Here is a 14,413-nt window from a genome sequence, read left to right on the forward strand (position 1 = left end):
ATGTCCTTTCGGGCGCGGGATCGCGCGCGTCGGATATCGGATGCAGAGTAGGGCCCGGGCCGGGTCGCTTCAAGTCACCGCCCGTCGCCGCGTCCCCGTGTCAATTGCCGCAGCAGCCCGTGAAACACCTGCACATCGGCCCGCGTCAGGGGCATCCGGCTCCACAAATTGCGCAGGGTGCGCTTCATGCCCGGCGCCTTGGTTTCAGGGAAGAAGAAGCCGGCCTCGTCCAGGCGGGTCTCGTAATGCTCGGCCAGTTTCTCGACCTCCAGCGCGCTGGCGGGTTCGGCACCGGCCATTTCGATCCGCTCGGGGATGATGCCGGGCGTGCCGCGCCGCCATTCATAGGCGGTCAGCAACACGCATTGCGCCAGGTTCAGCGAGAAGAATTCCGGGTTCACCGGCACCGTGATGATGGCGTTGGCCCGCACGATGTCCTCGTTTTCCAGGCCCGCGCGTTCGGGGCCGAACAGAACGGCCACGCGGCGCCCCTGGGCGATCATGCCGCGGGCCTCTTGCATGGCCTGTTCGGGGGTCACCACGGGTTTGGTCAGACCACGGGTACGGGCGGTGGTGGCGTAGACATAATCGCAATCGGCCACCGCCGCCGCCGTGTCGGCGAAGATGCCGGCCTGGTCCAACAGCCGCCCCGCCCCGCTGGCCAGCGCCACCGCGCGGGGGTTGGGCCAGCCGTCGCGCGGCTCGACCATGCGCATCCGGTCCAGCCCGAAATTCCACATCGCGCGCGCGGCGGCGCCGATATTCTCGCCCATCTGGGGGCGGACAAGGACAAAGGCGGGCTGATCGGTCATGGCGGCTCCGGCGCTGGCATCGCCGGGGTGATACGCGCGGCCCCCGCCCTGCGCAAGTCATGGTCAAGCCCGAGATTCCCCGCTATAGCGGCCCCGCAGGACAAATGGAGAGAGCCATGGCCGAGCGCGAATTGCCGCAAATCTACCTTGTCACGCCGCCCGCCTTCGAGCTGGAGACATTCGTGCCGCGTCTTTCGGCGGTTCTGGACGCCCACCCGGTGGCCTGCCTGCGCCTGTCCATGGCTGGCCACGACGAGGACATGGTTTCCCGCGCTGCCGACGCCCTGCGCGAAACCGTCCACGCCCGCGATATCCCACTGGTGATCGACAGCCATATCGCCCTGGTCGAACGGCTGGGCCTGGACGGGGTTCACCTGCCCGACGGTGCCCGGCGCGTGCGCAAGACGCGCGAGGCCCTGGGCAGCGACGCCATCATCGGCGCCTATTGCGGCACCTCACGCCATGACGGGATGAACGCGGGCGAGGCCGGGGCCGATTACATCGCCTTCGGCCCGGTCGGGGCCAGCGGGCTGGGAGACGGCACCCAGGCCCAGCACGATCTGTTCGCCTGGTGGTCGGACATGATCGAACTGCCCGTGGTGGCCGAGGGCGCGCTGGATGTCGAAACGGTAGCCCGGCTGGCCCCCATCACCGATTTCTTCGCCGTGGGCGAAGAGATCTGGCGCGAGGACGATGCCGCCGCCGCCCTGGGAACCCTGATCGCGGCGATGGGCTGACGCGCCCGCGCGGAACGCAGCTCAGCCCGGCAGGGCGCTGCGCACAGCCTCTTCGCAGGCTTTGGCCAGCGCCTTGCGGTCGGGAAAATCGGCCACGCGCAACGGGGTGTGATAGATCACCTCGACCCCGCCCTGGGGTTTGGCGGCCAGCACCTTCAGCAGATGCGCGCCGAACCCCATCTCACCCCACCAGCCATAAAAGGCCGGATGCTGGCCCGAAGGCGCGGTATAGACCACCGTCACCGGCTGAATATGCAGGATGTCGCGCAGGCCGGGGGTCAAGAAGGCCGCAAACAACGTCGTCTTGAAGGGCAGAACACGCCGCCCGTCGGTCGATGTACCCTCTGGGAAGAACAGCAGCTTGTGACCGGCCTTCAGCCGCTCTTCGAACAGGTTGGCATGGGCCTTGGCCTCGCGCCGGTCGCGGTTGATGAACAATGTGCCCGTGGCCCGCGCCAGCCAGCCGATCCCGGGCCAGGACGCGACCTCGGCCTTGGATACGAAATAGACCCGCTTGCGCGCGTTCAGGGTAAAGATGTCCAGCCAGGACGCATGGTTGGCCACCACCGCGCCGCGTGCGCGCATCTGCCGGCCCTGCACCCGATAGCGAATGCCCAGGATGACAAAGGCCATGCGGCAGACGAATTGCGTGATGAAAGGGGTCACGGGCCGATGCCAGCCAAAGATCGGCCGTTCCACCAGCCGCACCAGCAGCAACAGCCCCAGACAGCCAAAGGTGACGATCCCCAGCACCGCGCCCCGCCAGGCGATGCGCAGCCAGCCCGCCGCCGTGATCGGCGGATCCGCGGGCGGCGCGGCCCCGTTCCAGGGGGTCATCCGCGCCCCCGCGTGTAGCGGCTGCGCGCCGCGGCGTTCATCCGTGACGTGTCCATCACCAGACAGACATCGGTGGTGTTGAAGGCGTGATCGACGAACGCCCCCTCGCCCACGAAACCGCCCAGGCGCAGATAGGCCTTTATCAGGTGCGGCATGGCCAGCATGGCGCGCTTGCGGTCGATGCCCGCCTCTTCCATCAGGTCCATGCGCTGGAAATGCTCTGGCCGCACGCGCACCCGCAAGGGTTCGGGGGCAAGATAGCGATGGTGCAAATAGGACAGCGGTTCGGCCAGCGCATCCAGGTCGGTGCCGTGGAAACTGGCCACGCCGAACAGCACCTCGATCCCGCGTTCAAGCACGTAATCGGCCAGCCCGTTCCATAGATGATAAAGCGCCATGCCCCCGCGATAGTCGCGATGCACGCAGGACCGGCCCAGCTCCAGCAGCTTGCGGCCGCTGTCCTTCAGCGCGGTCAGGTCGTATTCATCCTCGGAATAGAACTTGCCCAGGCGCGCGGCGCCCTCGTCCGTCAGCAGCCGGTAGACGCCCACGACATGATCCAGCGCGGCGGCATCCCGGCGGGGGTCGATCAGCAACAGGTGGTCGTAATGGGGATCGTATTCGTCCCGCTCCAGCCGCGCCTCGTGGTCCACAAGGGGGCCATCGCCGCCCAGTTCCTCGACAAAGATGGCATAGCGCAGGCGCTGCGCGGCGCGCAGGTCGTCGTCGGTTTCCGCCAGCTTCAGCTGGAAATGATCCTCGGGCAGGTGCATGGGCGGGGCTCTTGCCGGTTTCGGGCCTTTGCGCGCCTTCTAGGGGGCGGGCGTTTCAGTTGCAACAGCGCGCCCTGACGCGGGCCAGCATGTTAAGCCCGTGTTAACAGTCTTGCGCAACCCTGCCCCGACCAGCCCCTTACACATCATGGACCGGCATGAGCTCAACCTGCGCCCCGTCGATCACGACCTTGCCCATCTCGCGGAAATTGACCGTTATCCGCCCGCCGATCACCGATTGCACCTGCCCCAGACCCCAATCGGGCTGGCCGGGATGGCGCACGATCATGCCGGGTTCCAGAATGGTGTTGAGGGGCAGCATCGGGCACTCTCCTGTGCAGGGGGACACAACATGACAGACCTTGCCGCGCTGGTGGGATCGCGCATCTGCCACGATCTAGTTAACCCTTTGGGTGCAATCGGCAATGGCCTTGAACTGCTGCGGATGCAGGACGTGGCGATGACCGACTCCGAGGAAATGGCCTTGATCGGCGAAAGCATGGCGAACGCCACCGCCCGGCTGCGGCTGCTGCGCCTGGCCTTCGGCGCCGCGCCCGAGGGCGCCGAGGTGTCCGGCCCGGATGTCGCTGCGATGCTGGACACGCTCTACGGCCAGGGGCGGCTGAGGGTCGCAGTGAACCTGCCGCCCGCCCTGCCGCGATGGCAGGCGCGATTGGCGATGCTGGGGCTGCTTTGTGCCGAAACCGCCCTGCCGCGCGGGGGAACACTGTGGCTGACCGTCGGTGCGATAGATGCCGAGATGTCGGCAAAGGGACCGCGCGTCGCCTTGCCCCCCGATCTGTGGCGCCCCCTGTCCGATGGTCCGGCCCCCGCCCGGAACCTGACCCCGGCAGAGGTACAGTTCGCCCTGTTCCCCACTGCCCTGGCAGCGGCCGGGCGCACCCTGGCCATCGCGCAGGAGCAAGACGGTTTCAGCCTGCGGTTCTAGCCCGGCATCAGGGGCGGACGGTCCCCGCCCCCTCGACCAGGTACTTGAAGCTGGTCAGTTGCACCGCGCCCACCGGGCCGCGGGCGTGCAGCTTGCCCGTGGCAATCCCGATCTCGGCACCCATCCCGAACTCGCCCCCATCCGCGAACTGGGTAGAGGCATTGCGCATCAGGATCGCGCTGTCCAACCGTTCGAAGAACCGCGCCGCCGCCGCGTGGTCCTCGGTCAGGATCGCATCGGTGTGTCCCGATCCATGGGTGCGGATATGGGCAATCGCCCCGTCGATGTCGTCAACGACCTTGGCGGCGATATCCATGTCCAGATATTCGCGCCCCCAATCGTCGTTATGCGCGGGGATCGTTCCGGGCAGGCGGGACAGCGTTTCATCCGCGTGCACCCGCACGCCTGCCGCCACCAGCGCAGCCACCAGATCGGTGCCCAGCGTATCGGCCACCTCGCGATGCACCAGCAGGCACTCGGCCGCGCCGCAAATGCCGGTGCGCCGGGTCTTGGCGTTCAGCACCACGTCCAGCGCCTTTTGCGGATCGGCGGCCTTGTCGACATAGACATGCACGATCCCTTCGAGATGGGCAAAGACCGGCACCCGCGCCTCGCGCTGGACCAGCCCGACCAACCCCTTGCCGCCACGGGGCACGATCACGTCGATCGTGTCGGTCATGGTCAACATCCGGGCCACCGCCGCGCGGTCGCGGGTGGGCACGCGCAGGATCGCATCCGCGGGCAGGCCCGCCGCGCGCAGCCCGTCCACCAGGCAGGCATGCAGAACGCCAGAGGAGTGGAAGCTTTCGGACCCGCCGCGCAGGATCACCGCATTGCCCGCCTTCAGGCACAGCGCGCCTGCATCCGCCGTCACGTTGGGGCGGCTTTCGTAGATCACCCCGATCACACCCAGCGGCGTGCGCACCCGCCGGATATGTAGGCCCGAGGGCATGTCCCATTCGGCCATCACCTCGCCCACCGGGTCGGGCTGGGCGGCAACCGTGCGCAGACCCTGAACGATGGCGGCGATGCGGCCCGCGTCCAGTTTCAGCCGGTCCAGCATCGCCGGGTTCAGCCCCTTGTCGCGGCCGAATTCCATATCCTTTTCATTGGCGGCCAGAATCTCGTCCTGCCGGGCCAGCACCGCGTCGGCGGCGGCGTTCAGCGCGGCGGTCTTGGCCTCGGCGCTGGCAAAGGCCAGATCGGCCGCGGCGGCCTTGGCGCGGCGGCCCAGATCGGCCATCAGCGCGGGAATGTCATCAGTCTCGGTCATGTCGCCATATCGTCCCTGTGGATAAGCGCCGCGCGCCCCGGATAGCCCAGGATCGCCTCTATGTCACCAGAGCGGCAGCCCTGGATCAGCCGCGCCTCGGCCCCGGTATAGCGGACCAGACCCGCGCCCAACCCCTCGCCGTTCGGACCAAGGATGGCCACCGGATCGCCGCGCCCGAAATCGCCCGTCACGTTGGTCACGCCCGCGGGCAACAGCGATTTGCCCCGGCGCAGGGCCGCAACCGCCCCCTCGTCGATGGAGACAAAGCCCTGCGGCTTCATCGAGGCGATCCAGCGTTTGCGCGCGGCCTGCGGGTCGCCCTTGGGGCGGAACCAGGTGGCGGGCGCGCCATCCTCCAGCGCCTTGAGCGGGCGCAGCTTGCTGCCTTCGGTGATCGCCAGCGCGCAGCCCGCCCCGGTGGCGGTCTTGGCGGCCATCAGCTTGGTCTTCATCCCGCCCTTGGACAGGCCCGATCCCGCATCGCCCGCCATCGCCTCGATTTCCGGGGTGATCTCCTCGATCAGGTCGAAACGGTGGGCGGTGGGGTCTTGCGCCGGGTTGGCGGTATAGAATCCGTCCACGTCGGACAGCAGGACCGTCACATCCGCGCCCACGGTCACGGCGACCTGCGCAGCCAAGCGGTCGTTGTCGCCAAAGCGGATCTCGTCGGTGGCGATGGTGTCGTTCTCGTTGACGATGGGCACCACACCCAGCGACAACAGCGTTTCCAGCGTCGCGCGCGAGTTCAGATAGCGCCGGCGGTCTGCGCTGTCCTCCAGCGTGACCAGAACCTGCCCGGTCGTGATCCCGTGCGGGGCCAGGCAATCCTCATAGGCGCGGGCCAGCCGGATCTGGCCCACGGCCGCCGCGGCCTGGGACTGTTCCAGCGCCAACGCCCCCTGCCCCAGACCCAGGGCGCCGCGCCCCAGGGCGATAGAGCCGGAGGAGACCAGCACCACGTCCGCGCCCCGCGCCTTCAGCATCGCCACATCCTCGGCCAAGGCATGCAACCACTCGTCGCGCAGGGTGCCCGCGACCCGGTCCACCAGCAGGGCAGAACCGATCTTGACGACGATCCGTTTCGCGCCGCTCAGGGATGCCAAGGATATTCCTCCTGATCGGCCGCCTTGTGGCGCAGGCGGTCCTCATCGATTTCCGCACGCAGGGCGCGCAGAACCTCTGTGACACCCTCGCGCGAAACACCGGACATCATCAGAACCGGGCGGCCAATCTCGCCCTCGATCTCGGCCTTGCGCGCCGCGCGCTCCTCTTCGTCCAGGGCGTCGATCTTGTTCAGCGCGGTAACCCGGGGCTTGTCGGCCAGGTGGCCGCCATAGGCCTCCAGCTCATGGATGATGGTGCGGTAATCGGCGACGACATCCTCTGACGTGGCATCGACCAGGTGCAGCAGAACCGAACAGCGTTCGACATGGCCCAGGAAGCGGTCGCCGATCCCCTTGCCCTCATGCGCGCCGGCGATCAGGCCGGGGATGTCCGCGATCACGAATTCCACACCATCCACGCCGACAACGCCCAGGTTCGGGTGCAGCGTGGTGAACGGGTAATCCGCGATCTTGGGCCGCGCGTTGGACGTTGCGGCCAGAAAGGTCGACTTGCCCGCGTTAGGCAGACCCAACAGCCCCGCGTCGGCGATCAGCTTCAGCCGCAGCCAGATCGTGCGCTCTACCCCCGGCTGGCCGGGATTGGCCCGGCGCGGCGCCTGGTTGGTCGAGGTCTTGAAATGCAGGTTGCCAAAGCCGCCATTGCCGCCCTTGGCCAGCAGCACCCGCTGGCCGACCTCGGTCATGTCGGCGATCACGGTTTCCTCGTCCTCGTCCAGCACCTCGGTGCCGACGGGCACGCGCAGCACGATGTCGTCGCCGCTGGCGCCGGTTTTCTGGCTGCCCTGCCCGGACTTGCCATTCTTGGCAAAGAAATGCTGTTGATAGCGGAAATCGATCAGCGTGTTCAGCCCGTCCACGGCCTCGGCCCAGACATCGCCGCCGCGCCCGCCATCGCCCCCGTCGGGGCCGCCGTATTCGATATACTTCTCGCGGCGAAAGCTGACACAGCCATTCCCGCCGCTGCCGGACCGGATGTAGACCTTGGCGAGATCAAGGAATTTCATGGGGACGCCTCGAATGTGGACCGCCAAAGGCGATAGTGGATGTTGGCCGCAGGCTCAAGCCGGGCACGCGATTTACCCATGCCCTGCCCGGTGGGCCGAAAGCCCAGTTTCCGCAGCACATGGCCAGAGGCAGGATTGTCCGCGAAATGATCCGCCGCGATCACGTCCAGCCCGGGCAGGCGCGCGAAACAGGCGATGACAAAGGCGCGGGCCGCCTCGGTGGCATAGCCCTGGCCCCATCGCGCCGGGTCCAGGAAATAGGCCAATGCCGCCGGTGCCCCGCCCAGACCCACGACACCGATCAGCCCCCCCTCTTTCAACGCCACGGCCTGGCGAAAGCCGACCGTGCCACGAAACCGCGATTTCGCCACCCAAAGCCGCATCTCGGCCTCGGGCCAAGGGGTCGGGATCGTGCCCATCATCGACGCAACCCGCGGGTCCGCCCCGATCCGCGCCAGACCCGGCATGTCATCCGCATGGAAGGGGCGGATCACAAGGCGCGGCGTTTCGGCAAAGGCCCCGCCGCGCGCGTCCATCCGGCTCAGCCCAGGCGGCGCAGATAGGTCCAGGTCGCCACCTTGGCGCCGCGCGCCACCGACCAGGCCTCTGCATCGCCGATATAGTCGAACCCGGCATTCGTCAGCACCCGGGCAGAGCCGGGATTGTCCTGAAAAACCTCTGCAAAGATGGTTTCAGCCCCTTGCGGGTTGGCCGCGATCAGGGCGGTCACCGCCTCTGATGCGATGCCGGTATTCCAAAAGGCCGGCGCGACCCAATAGCCGATCTCGGACTGGTTGCGATCCATCCGGTCCAGCGCGATCACGCCCAGCACCTCGGACAGCCCATGGTCCGCGCCGTCCATCACCCAGACATCCTCTGAACGCTTGGGATCCTGCGCGCGGGCGATAAAAGCCTCGGTCGCGCCGGGCGGCAGGGGATGTGGAATGGTGCGCGTGAACCGGGCCACGCGTTCGTCACCGGAATACAGGCTAAGCAGACCTGCATCCGACCGGCGAACCGGGCGCAAGCGGAACCGCTCGGCCTCGATCGTAGATAGCGCCGCCATCGTATCCTGCGACATGGTAATCCCCTTCGCCATGGCACCCCGGAAATGCGACGGGGGACCGGCCTTGCGCCGATCCCCCTGATGTTTTCCGAAACTGAGGGTTCGGCTTACTCCGCAGCCTCCGCAACCGGAAGCACGGAAATAAAGGTGCGCCCCTTGAGGCCCTTGCGGAAGTTCACAGCCCCTTCGACGGTGGCAAAGATGGTGTGATCCTTACCCATGCCCACGCCTTCGCCCGGCCAGAACTTCGTGCCGCGCTGGCGGACGATGATGTTACCGGGGATGGCCTTTTGGCCACCGTAAACCTTCACGCCGAGGCGGCGACCCGCAGAGTCGCGCCCGTTGCGCGAGGAGCCGCCTGCTTTCTTGTGTGCCATATCGTCTTCTCCTCTCGCTTGCGCTTACTTCGCCAGATCCTTGGCCTGGGCAACCCAGCCCTCTTTCTCGATCTTGCCCTTCAGGCCCATGCGGGCGTCCATCGCGTTGGCCTGTTCCGGGGTCCAGGCTGCGATCTGGGCGAACCGGGTGATCCCGGCCTCGTGGAATTTCTTTTCCATCGCCGGGCCGACGCCGGACAGCTTTTTCAGGTCATCGCCGGCCGGGGCATCTGCTGCGGGCGCTTCGGCCTTGGGGGCCTCTTCCGCTTTCGGCGCAGCTTTCGCGGCCTTCTTCGGGGCGGCGGCGGCAACGGCCGGGGCCGAAACGCTGCCCGCACCAATGGCGGCCTTCACGCCGGATTTGTCGGCACCGGATTCCAGGATCTCGGTGACGCGCAGCAGGGTCAGTTGCTGGCGGTGGCCCTTGCGGCGCTGCGAGCTGTGCTTGCGGCGGCGCTTGACGTAGTGAATGACCTTCTCGCCCTTGATCTGGTCGATCACCTCGGCCTGGACGCCGGCACCCTCGACCAGCGGGGTGCCAACCGTGGCGCCCACCATCAGGATGTCGTTGAACTGAACCGTTTCACCGGCATCGGCCGCAAGCTTTTCCACGCGCAGCAGGTCGCCCGACTGCACCTTGTACTGCTTGCCACCGGTCTTGAGGACCGCAAACATGAGCCTTTTCCTTTTGTTCCCGCGTCCTTTGGCCCCGCCCCGTGGGACGGCGTTTCGGCATGATGCGCCTTCGGACAGCGCGCCCCTTCGGGCGATCGTTGTAAATACCAATGGCCCGAGGATTTCCCGGGCCGGAGCCGTGCATATGGGCGATTTCCCGGACCGAGTCAAGCACGGCCTGCCAGGCGCGCCCATCGCCCCAGAAAATGGGTTGCACCCGGATGCGCTTCGCACTAAACGCTCGCTCCACAAGGCCACAGCCTTTGCGGAGAGGTGCCGGAGTGGTCGAACGGGGCGGTCTCGAAAACCGTTGAGCCTTCACGGGCTCCCAGGGTTCGAATCCCTGTCTCTCCGCCATTCCCCCTCTATGACGATGAAGGCAGGCGCGACGCGGACAGGCTGTGCAACCCATGGGGTGCGCACCCGACACCCTTGCGTGGAATCGCGATCAAGCATCTGGGAAAAAGGCAATCAGGGCGCGGCTGCGCCCCAGCGGCACGGCACCCATGGCACGCGGCATCAGCAGAAACGCGTTCTCAGACCTTGCGCAGGGCCAGCACTGCGTTCAGCCCGCCAAAGGCAAAGGCATTGGACAGCACGACATTCACATCGGCCTCGCGCGCGGTGTTGGGCACGACGTCCAGCGTGCATTCGGGGTCGGGCTCTTCGTAACCGATGGTCGGCGCCACGATCCCGTCGCGCAGCGCCATGATGCAGGCCAGCAGTTCCACCGCCCCGGTGCCACCGATCAGGTGCCCGTGCATCGACTTGGTCGAAGAGATCATCAACTGATCCGCATGGGGGCCGAACACATCGGCCACGGCGGCGCATTCGGTCTTGTCGTTCGCGGCAGTGCCGGTGCCATGGGCGTTGATGTAATCAATATCCTCGGGCGCGAGGCGTGCATCGCGCAGCGCCCCCTCGATCGCGCGGGCCGCCCCCTGACGCGAGGGCATCACGATGTCCGAGGCATCCGCCGTCATGGCGAACCCCACGACCTCGGCCAGGATGTCGGCCCCGCGGGCGCGGGCGTGTTCGTATTCCTCGAAGACGAAGATTGCCGCGCCCTCGCCTTGCACCATCCCATTGCGGTTCGCGCTGAACGGGCGGCAGGCATCGCGCGACATCACGCGCAGCCCTTCCCACGCCTTGATGCCGCCAAAGCACAGCATCGATTCGGACCCGCCGGTAATCATCACCCGGCACATCCCCGAGCGGATCATGTGAAACGCCTGCCCCATCGCGTGGTTGGACGACGAACAGGCCGTGGCCACGGTAAAGCTGGGACCCTTCAGGTTGAACGTCATCGAGACATGGCTGGCCGCGGCATTGTTCATCAGCTTGGGCACGACGAACGGGTGCACGCGGTTCTTGCCGTCCTCGTAGACCGAGCGGTAATTCTCGTCCAGCGTGTTCATCCCGCCGCCGGACGTGCCGAGCGCGACCCCAGATTCCATCGACAACTCGCCGCAGAAATCCAGCCCCGACTGCGCCAGCGCCTGGCGCGCGGCCAGCAGGGTGAACTGGGTAAAGCGGTCATAAAGGGCGATCTGCTGCCGGTTGAAATGGGCCTCTGGCTCATAGCCGTGGACCTGGCCGCCGATCTTGATCGACAGGCGGTCCACGTCGCGGATCTCCAGGGGGCCGATTCCGCAACGCCCCTCGCGGAACGCGGCCAGGGTATCCGGAACCGAGTGGCCGAGCGCGTTGATCGTGCCCTGCCCTGTGATGACGACGCGCTTCATGCCTTCTGGTCAGCCACCAACTGCTCGACCGCCTTTACGATCGCGGCGACGGACGAGATGTCGAACTCGCTCTCGCTGGGGTCGTTGGCGTTGAAGGGCACCTGGATATCGAACGCCTCTTCGATGGCGAAGATCGACTCGACCAGGCCCAGGCTGTCGATCCCCAGATCCTCCAGCGAGGAGTCCATCTTGACATCCGAAACCTCGAGCACGGCCTGCTCGGCGATGATCTGGATCACCTTGTCCTTGACGCTGTCCGACATCGGCTATGACCTCTCCGTGAAAACAGGCTTCGTTTAGTCTGTCTCGGGGCGCTTTGAAACCGCTTTTTGCAATGCCGCGACCTGCGCGAATAGACGCGGCAAGCGGCGCAGCCCCTTGTAGACCTCGACATGGGTGTCCATGCGCATGGCCGGATAGCCCAATAGCACGCGGCCCGCAGGCGCGTTGCTGAAGATCTTGGTCGCCCCCCCAGCGATGACATCGTCGCCGACGAAGATATTGTCGTTCACCCCCACCTGCCCGGCGAACACCACCCGGTCCCCGATCCGGCTGGAGCCCGCGATGCCGACCTGCCCGCACAGCAGGCAGTCGCGGCCGATGCGGACATTGTGCCCGACATGGACCAGGTTATCCAGCTTGGTGCCCGATCCGATCACGGTGTCGCGGATCGTGCCCCGGTCAATGCAGCAATTGGCGCCCAGTTCTACATCGTCCCCGATGGAAACCGCGCCCAGGGAATGGATGCGTGTCCAGCCCTGCTTGGCTGCATCGCCCGTGTCGCCCAGGCTTTCGCGCACGTTTTCCACCGCCGATTTTTCCAGCGTGACGAAGGAAAACCCGTCCGACCCGACAACCGCCCCAGGTTGTGCGATAAAGCGATGGCCGATCCGGACGCGGGCACCGATCCGGACCCCTTGCAGGATCAGCGCGTCGTCACCGATGCGCGCATCCTCGGCCACGCTGGCATGGGCGGCGATGCGCGCCCCCTGCCCTATGACCACGCGCGCCCCGATCACCACAAAGGGGCCGATGGCAGCGCCGGGGCCGATCTGCGCGGTCGGATCGATGACCGCCGTCGGGTGGATGCCCGGCGCGATCTCGGGGCCGGGATCCATCAGCCGGGTCAGCCCCGACATCGCATAGCGGGGGCGCGGAACAAAGATCGCGGCCCGCAGTCCCAATGCCTGCCAGTCCGCCCCGTCCCACAGGATCGCGGCACGCGCCGCCCCCTGGGCAAGCCCCTCGGCATATTTCGGATCCATGGCCAGGGCCAGCGCCTGCGCGTCGGCCTGGGCGGGCTCGGCCGCTCGCTGCACGGTCAGCCCAGCGTCGCCCTCGACCCGGGCGCCAAGCGCCGTTGCGATCTGCTGAACCGTGAATACCATGCCTGTCCCCTGCCATCGGGGGCGTGCGCCACGCCCCCCGTCAGGGGGGATTTATCCCCGAACCGGGGCCAGCGCCACCCCGGCCGCCCGCAACGCGTCGAAGATCGCGGCGTCACGCCCATAGATATCGCGGCGATACTGCATCCGCCCGCGCGGATCGCTCATCGCGGTGCGATAGATGATGTGCACGGGCAGCGGCGTTTCCAGGTCCACCTTGGTTTCGCGCCCGGTCGCCAACCTGTCGTGGAAAAACCCCTTGGGGTCTTCGGTCTGCAGGGCCAGCAGCGCATAGGCAAAGTCGAACGGATCGTCCAGCCGGATGCAGCCATGGGAAAATGCGCGCACCTCGCGCACGAACAGGTGCTGCGAGGGCGTGTCGTGCAGATAGATATTGTAGGGGTTGGGGAACATGAACTTGACCTGCCCCAGCGCATTGCCCCGCGAGGGCGGCTGTTTCAGATCGAACGGAAAGTTGCGCGCGTTGTAGCGCGAGAAATCGATCGACGCGCGGCTGACCACCCGGCCGGACCCGTCAATCAGCTGCAGATGCCCCGCCGCCCCGGGATTGGCCATCATCTGCGGCAGGTATTCCGACACCGCGATAGAGCGCGGCACGTTCCAGCTGGGATTGATGATCATGTGTTCCATGACATCCGAGAACTCTGGCGTGCGGTGGGTCGAACGGTTCTGCCCAACGACCGAGCGCGTCTCGAACACGACTTCGCCCTCTTCGATCAGGCGGGCGTGGAAATCGGTGATGTTGACCAGAACATGCATCCCGCCACGAGCATCGCCCAGCCAGCGTTCGCGCTCCATCGCGACCAGCACCTGCCGCAGCCGGGTTTCGGGGGAAACGTTGACCTCGTCTATGGTGCTGCGGCCGGCCACGCCGTCAGGCTCCAACCCGTGATCCAGCTGGAACTGCTGCACCGCCGATTGCAGCGCCGCATCGTATTGCCGCGTCGCGCTGCGCGACAGATAGCCCATCGCAATCAGCCGGTTGCGCAGGGCCACCACCTGCGGCCCGGAATCGCCCGGGCGCTGGCCGTAGCCGGGCACCTTGTCGCCCCAGCCGCCCTCGGCGATCAGGCGTTCCAGACGCATCTTGGTCCGCAACAGGCGCGCGTATTCGGGGCTATCGGGCGGCAGCGCGCGCAGAAAGGCCTCGGGCGACTCGGCCTGCGCGAAGGCCTGGATCAGCTGGGCGGGATCGGGGCGGTCTACCTTGCGCTTGATCTCGTCGGTGATGTCGGCGGGGGACAGCACACCGCTGCTGACATCGCGGGCATAGGCCAGGAACATGCGCATCGCGCCCACCTCGGCCCGGGCGACATCGCGCTGCGTGCGCACGTCATGGAACAGCGCGGTCAACGCATCAGCGTCGTAGCGCGCCACCGGCAACCCGTGCGCCTGGGCCCCAGCGATGGCATGCAACAGCGCGCTGCGCATCGGCGCCGCCTCGGCAGTGGTCCAGAAGGGGGCATAATCCCGCTCGCGGTAAAAGGCCGATATTGCCGCGTTGCCCGACGCCTCGACGGCCACAGCCTGCTTGAAGGCCGTCAGTTCCATCGCCGCAGACGCAGGCACACCCGCCCCCACGCCCAATGCGAGAACCGCGACCGAAAGTGCACGCTGTACCTTAGAGCCCATCAT

17 protein-coding genes and 1 tRNA gene are annotated in these 14,413 nt (G+C 66.9%); 3 read left to right on the top strand and 15 right to left on the bottom strand.

The genetic code is table 11. The features are described 5' to 3' along the window. Positions 1 to 74: 74 nt before the first annotated feature. Positions 75 to 812, bottom strand: coding sequence for an RNA methyltransferase (locus EV656_RS03830; protein WP_132599663.1), 738 nt, complete (start codon positions 810 to 812; stop codon positions 75 to 77). A gap of 116 nt (positions 813 to 928) precedes the next feature. Between EV656_RS03830 and EV656_RS03835 the strand changes: the two genes are divergently transcribed. Continuing rightward, positions 929 to 1,549: a thiamine phosphate synthase gene (locus EV656_RS03835; protein ID WP_132599665.1), complete on the top strand. Its 621-nt coding sequence runs from the start codon at positions 929 to 931 to the stop codon at positions 1,547 to 1,549. A gap of 21 nt (positions 1,550 to 1,570) precedes the next feature. Here EV656_RS03835 and olsA read toward each other — a convergent pair whose 3' ends face one another. The 3 genes from olsA to EV656_RS03850 form a co-directional block, all read right to left on the bottom strand. Beyond that, positions 1,571 to 2,386: a lyso-ornithine lipid O-acyltransferase gene (gene olsA, locus EV656_RS03840; RefSeq protein WP_132599667.1), complete on the bottom strand. Its 816-nt coding sequence runs from the start codon at positions 2,384 to 2,386 to the stop codon at positions 1,571 to 1,573. Continuing rightward, on the bottom strand, positions 2,383 to 3,159 hold the full coding sequence (olsB, locus tag EV656_RS03845; protein WP_132599669.1) for an L-ornithine N(alpha)-acyltransferase: 777 nt from the start codon (positions 3,157 to 3,159) through the stop codon (positions 2,383 to 2,385). Before olsB ends, olsA begins: the two co-directional genes overlap by 4 nt. A gap of 139 nt (positions 3,160 to 3,298) precedes the next feature. Next, entirely contained in the window at positions 3,299 to 3,481 is a 183-nt protein-coding gene (locus tag EV656_RS03850; RefSeq protein ID WP_132599671.1) for a DUF3553 domain-containing protein, read from the bottom strand. A gap of 30 nt (positions 3,482 to 3,511) precedes the next feature. On the opposite strand from EV656_RS03850, the gene EV656_RS03855 reads away from it, so the two are divergent. After that, positions 3,512 to 4,108: a histidine phosphotransferase family protein gene (locus EV656_RS03855; protein ID WP_165918932.1), complete on the top strand. Its 597-nt coding sequence runs from the start codon at positions 3,512 to 3,514 to the stop codon at positions 4,106 to 4,108. 7 nt (positions 4,109 to 4,115) lie between these two features. On the opposite strand, the gene EV656_RS03860 is transcribed toward EV656_RS03855, so the two are convergent. The 7 genes from EV656_RS03860 to EV656_RS03890 all read right to left on the bottom strand — a co-directional run bounded on the left by EV656_RS03860 (position 4,116) and on the right by EV656_RS03890 (position 9,627). Further along, positions 4,116 to 5,381 carry a glutamate-5-semialdehyde dehydrogenase gene (locus EV656_RS03860; protein ID WP_132599675.1) on the bottom strand — a complete coding sequence of 422 codons (1,266 nt, stop codon included), beginning with the start codon at positions 5,379 to 5,381 and terminating at the stop codon, positions 4,116 to 4,118. Further along, positions 5,378 to 6,484, bottom strand: coding sequence for a glutamate 5-kinase (gene proB, locus EV656_RS03865; RefSeq protein WP_132599677.1), 1,107 nt, complete (start codon positions 6,482 to 6,484; stop codon positions 5,378 to 5,380). The genes EV656_RS03860 and proB overlap by 4 nt, the downstream gene beginning before the upstream one ends. After that, positions 6,472 to 7,509, bottom strand: coding sequence for a GTPase ObgE (gene obgE, locus EV656_RS03870; RefSeq protein WP_132599679.1), 1,038 nt, complete (start codon positions 7,507 to 7,509; stop codon positions 6,472 to 6,474). Before obgE ends, proB begins: the two co-directional genes overlap by 13 nt. Continuing rightward, a complete protein-coding gene (locus EV656_RS03875) occupies positions 7,506 to 8,045 on the bottom strand; it encodes a GNAT family N-acetyltransferase (protein ID WP_132599680.1) in 540 nt (179 codons plus the stop codon). The genes obgE and EV656_RS03875 overlap by 4 nt, the downstream gene beginning before the upstream one ends. A 5-nt stretch (positions 8,046 to 8,050) precedes the next feature. Further along, on the bottom strand, positions 8,051 to 8,590 hold the full coding sequence (locus tag EV656_RS03880) for a GNAT family N-acetyltransferase (RefSeq protein ID WP_132599682.1): 540 nt from the start codon (positions 8,588 to 8,590) through the stop codon (positions 8,051 to 8,053). A 92-nt stretch (positions 8,591 to 8,682) separates the two neighbouring features. After that, a complete protein-coding gene (gene rpmA, locus EV656_RS03885; RefSeq protein WP_132599684.1) occupies positions 8,683 to 8,952 on the bottom strand; it encodes a 50S ribosomal protein L27 in 270 nt (89 codons plus the stop codon). 24 nt (positions 8,953 to 8,976) lie between these two features. Further along, positions 8,977 to 9,627 (bottom strand): 50S ribosomal protein L21, encoded by a 651-nt coding sequence (locus tag EV656_RS03890; RefSeq protein WP_132599686.1) that lies wholly within the window; start codon positions 9,625 to 9,627, stop codon positions 8,977 to 8,979. Positions 9,628 to 9,894: 267 nt separating this feature from the next. Here EV656_RS03890 and EV656_RS03895 point away from each other — a divergent pair. Continuing rightward, positions 9,895 to 9,984: transfer RNA gene (locus tag EV656_RS03895), tRNA-Ser, on the top strand. Between the two features lie 179 nt (positions 9,985 to 10,163). Here EV656_RS03895 and EV656_RS03900 read toward each other — a convergent pair. From EV656_RS03900 to EV656_RS03915, 4 genes are read right to left on the bottom strand one after another with little or no spacing between them, the layout of a single operon-like run. Further along, positions 10,164 to 11,372, bottom strand: a complete 1,209-nt coding sequence (locus EV656_RS03900; protein ID WP_132599688.1) for a beta-ketoacyl-[acyl-carrier-protein] synthase family protein — start codon at positions 11,370 to 11,372, stop codon at positions 10,164 to 10,166. Further along, complete coding sequence (locus EV656_RS03905) at positions 11,369 to 11,635, bottom strand: acyl carrier protein (RefSeq protein WP_132599690.1); 267 nt, start codon at positions 11,633 to 11,635, stop codon at positions 11,369 to 11,371. Before EV656_RS03905 ends, EV656_RS03900 begins: the two co-directional genes overlap by 4 nt. Before the next feature lie 33 nt (positions 11,636 to 11,668). Beyond that, on the bottom strand, positions 11,669 to 12,760 hold the full coding sequence (gene lpxD / locus EV656_RS03910; protein WP_132599692.1) for a UDP-3-O-(3-hydroxymyristoyl)glucosamine N-acyltransferase: 1,092 nt from the start codon (positions 12,758 to 12,760) through the stop codon (positions 11,669 to 11,671). Positions 12,761 to 12,811: 51 nt separating this feature from the next. Further along, positions 12,812 to 14,413, bottom strand: a complete 1,602-nt coding sequence (locus EV656_RS03915) for a L,D-transpeptidase family protein (protein ID WP_132599694.1) — start codon at positions 14,411 to 14,413, stop codon at positions 12,812 to 12,814.

This window comes from Rhodovulum adriaticum, assembly GCF_004345735.1.
Lineage (GTDB): Bacteria > Pseudomonadota > Alphaproteobacteria > Rhodobacterales > Rhodobacteraceae > Rhodovulum > Rhodovulum adriaticum.

What these genes read in the sequence shown, in the direction of transcription:
- EV656_RS03830 (WP_132599663.1), bottom strand. Translation starts at nt 812, where the DNA reads ATGACCGATCAGCCCGCCTTTGTCCTTGTCCGCCCCCAGATGGGCGAG.
- EV656_RS03835 (WP_132599665.1), top strand. Translation starts at nt 929, where the DNA reads ATGGCCGAGCGCGAATTGCCGCAAATCTACCTTGTCACGCCGCCCGCC.
- olsA (WP_132599667.1), bottom strand. Translation starts at nt 2,386, where the DNA reads ATGACCCCCTGGAACGGGGCCGCGCCGCCCGCGGATCCGCCGATCACG.
- olsB (WP_132599669.1), bottom strand. Translation starts at nt 3,159, where the DNA reads ATGCACCTGCCCGAGGATCATTTCCAGCTGAAGCTGGCGGAAACCGAC.
- EV656_RS03850 (WP_132599671.1), bottom strand. Translation starts at nt 3,481, where the DNA reads ATGCTGCCCCTCAACACCATTCTGGAACCCGGCATGATCGTGCGCCAT.
- EV656_RS03855 (WP_165918932.1), top strand. Translation starts at nt 3,512, where the DNA reads ATGACAGACCTTGCCGCGCTGGTGGGATCGCGCATCTGCCACGATCTA.
- EV656_RS03860 (WP_132599675.1), bottom strand. Translation starts at nt 5,381, where the DNA reads ATGACCGAGACTGATGACATTCCCGCGCTGATGGCCGATCTGGGCCGC.
- obgE (WP_132599679.1), bottom strand. Translation starts at nt 7,509, where the DNA reads ATGAAATTCCTTGATCTCGCCAAGGTCTACATCCGGTCCGGCAGCGGC.
- EV656_RS03875 (WP_132599680.1), bottom strand. Translation starts at nt 8,045, where the DNA reads ATGGACGCGCGCGGCGGGGCCTTTGCCGAAACGCCGCGCCTTGTGATC.
- EV656_RS03880 (WP_132599682.1), bottom strand. Translation starts at nt 8,590, where the DNA reads ATGTCGCAGGATACGATGGCGGCGCTATCTACGATCGAGGCCGAGCGG.
- rpmA (WP_132599684.1), bottom strand. Translation starts at nt 8,952, where the DNA reads ATGGCACACAAGAAAGCAGGCGGCTCCTCGCGCAACGGGCGCGACTCT.
- EV656_RS03890 (WP_132599686.1), bottom strand. Translation starts at nt 9,627, where the DNA reads ATGTTTGCGGTCCTCAAGACCGGTGGCAAGCAGTACAAGGTGCAGTCG.
- EV656_RS03900 (WP_132599688.1), bottom strand. Translation starts at nt 11,372, where the DNA reads ATGAAGCGCGTCGTCATCACAGGGCAGGGCACGATCAACGCGCTCGGC.
- EV656_RS03905 (WP_132599690.1), bottom strand. Translation starts at nt 11,635, where the DNA reads ATGTCGGACAGCGTCAAGGACAAGGTGATCCAGATCATCGCCGAGCAG.
- lpxD (WP_132599692.1), bottom strand. Translation starts at nt 12,760, where the DNA reads ATGGTATTCACGGTTCAGCAGATCGCAACGGCGCTTGGCGCCCGGGTC.
- EV656_RS03915 (WP_132599694.1), bottom strand. Translation starts at nt 14,413, where the DNA reads ATGATGGGCTCTAAGGTACAGCGTGCACTTTCGGTCGCGGTTCTCGCA.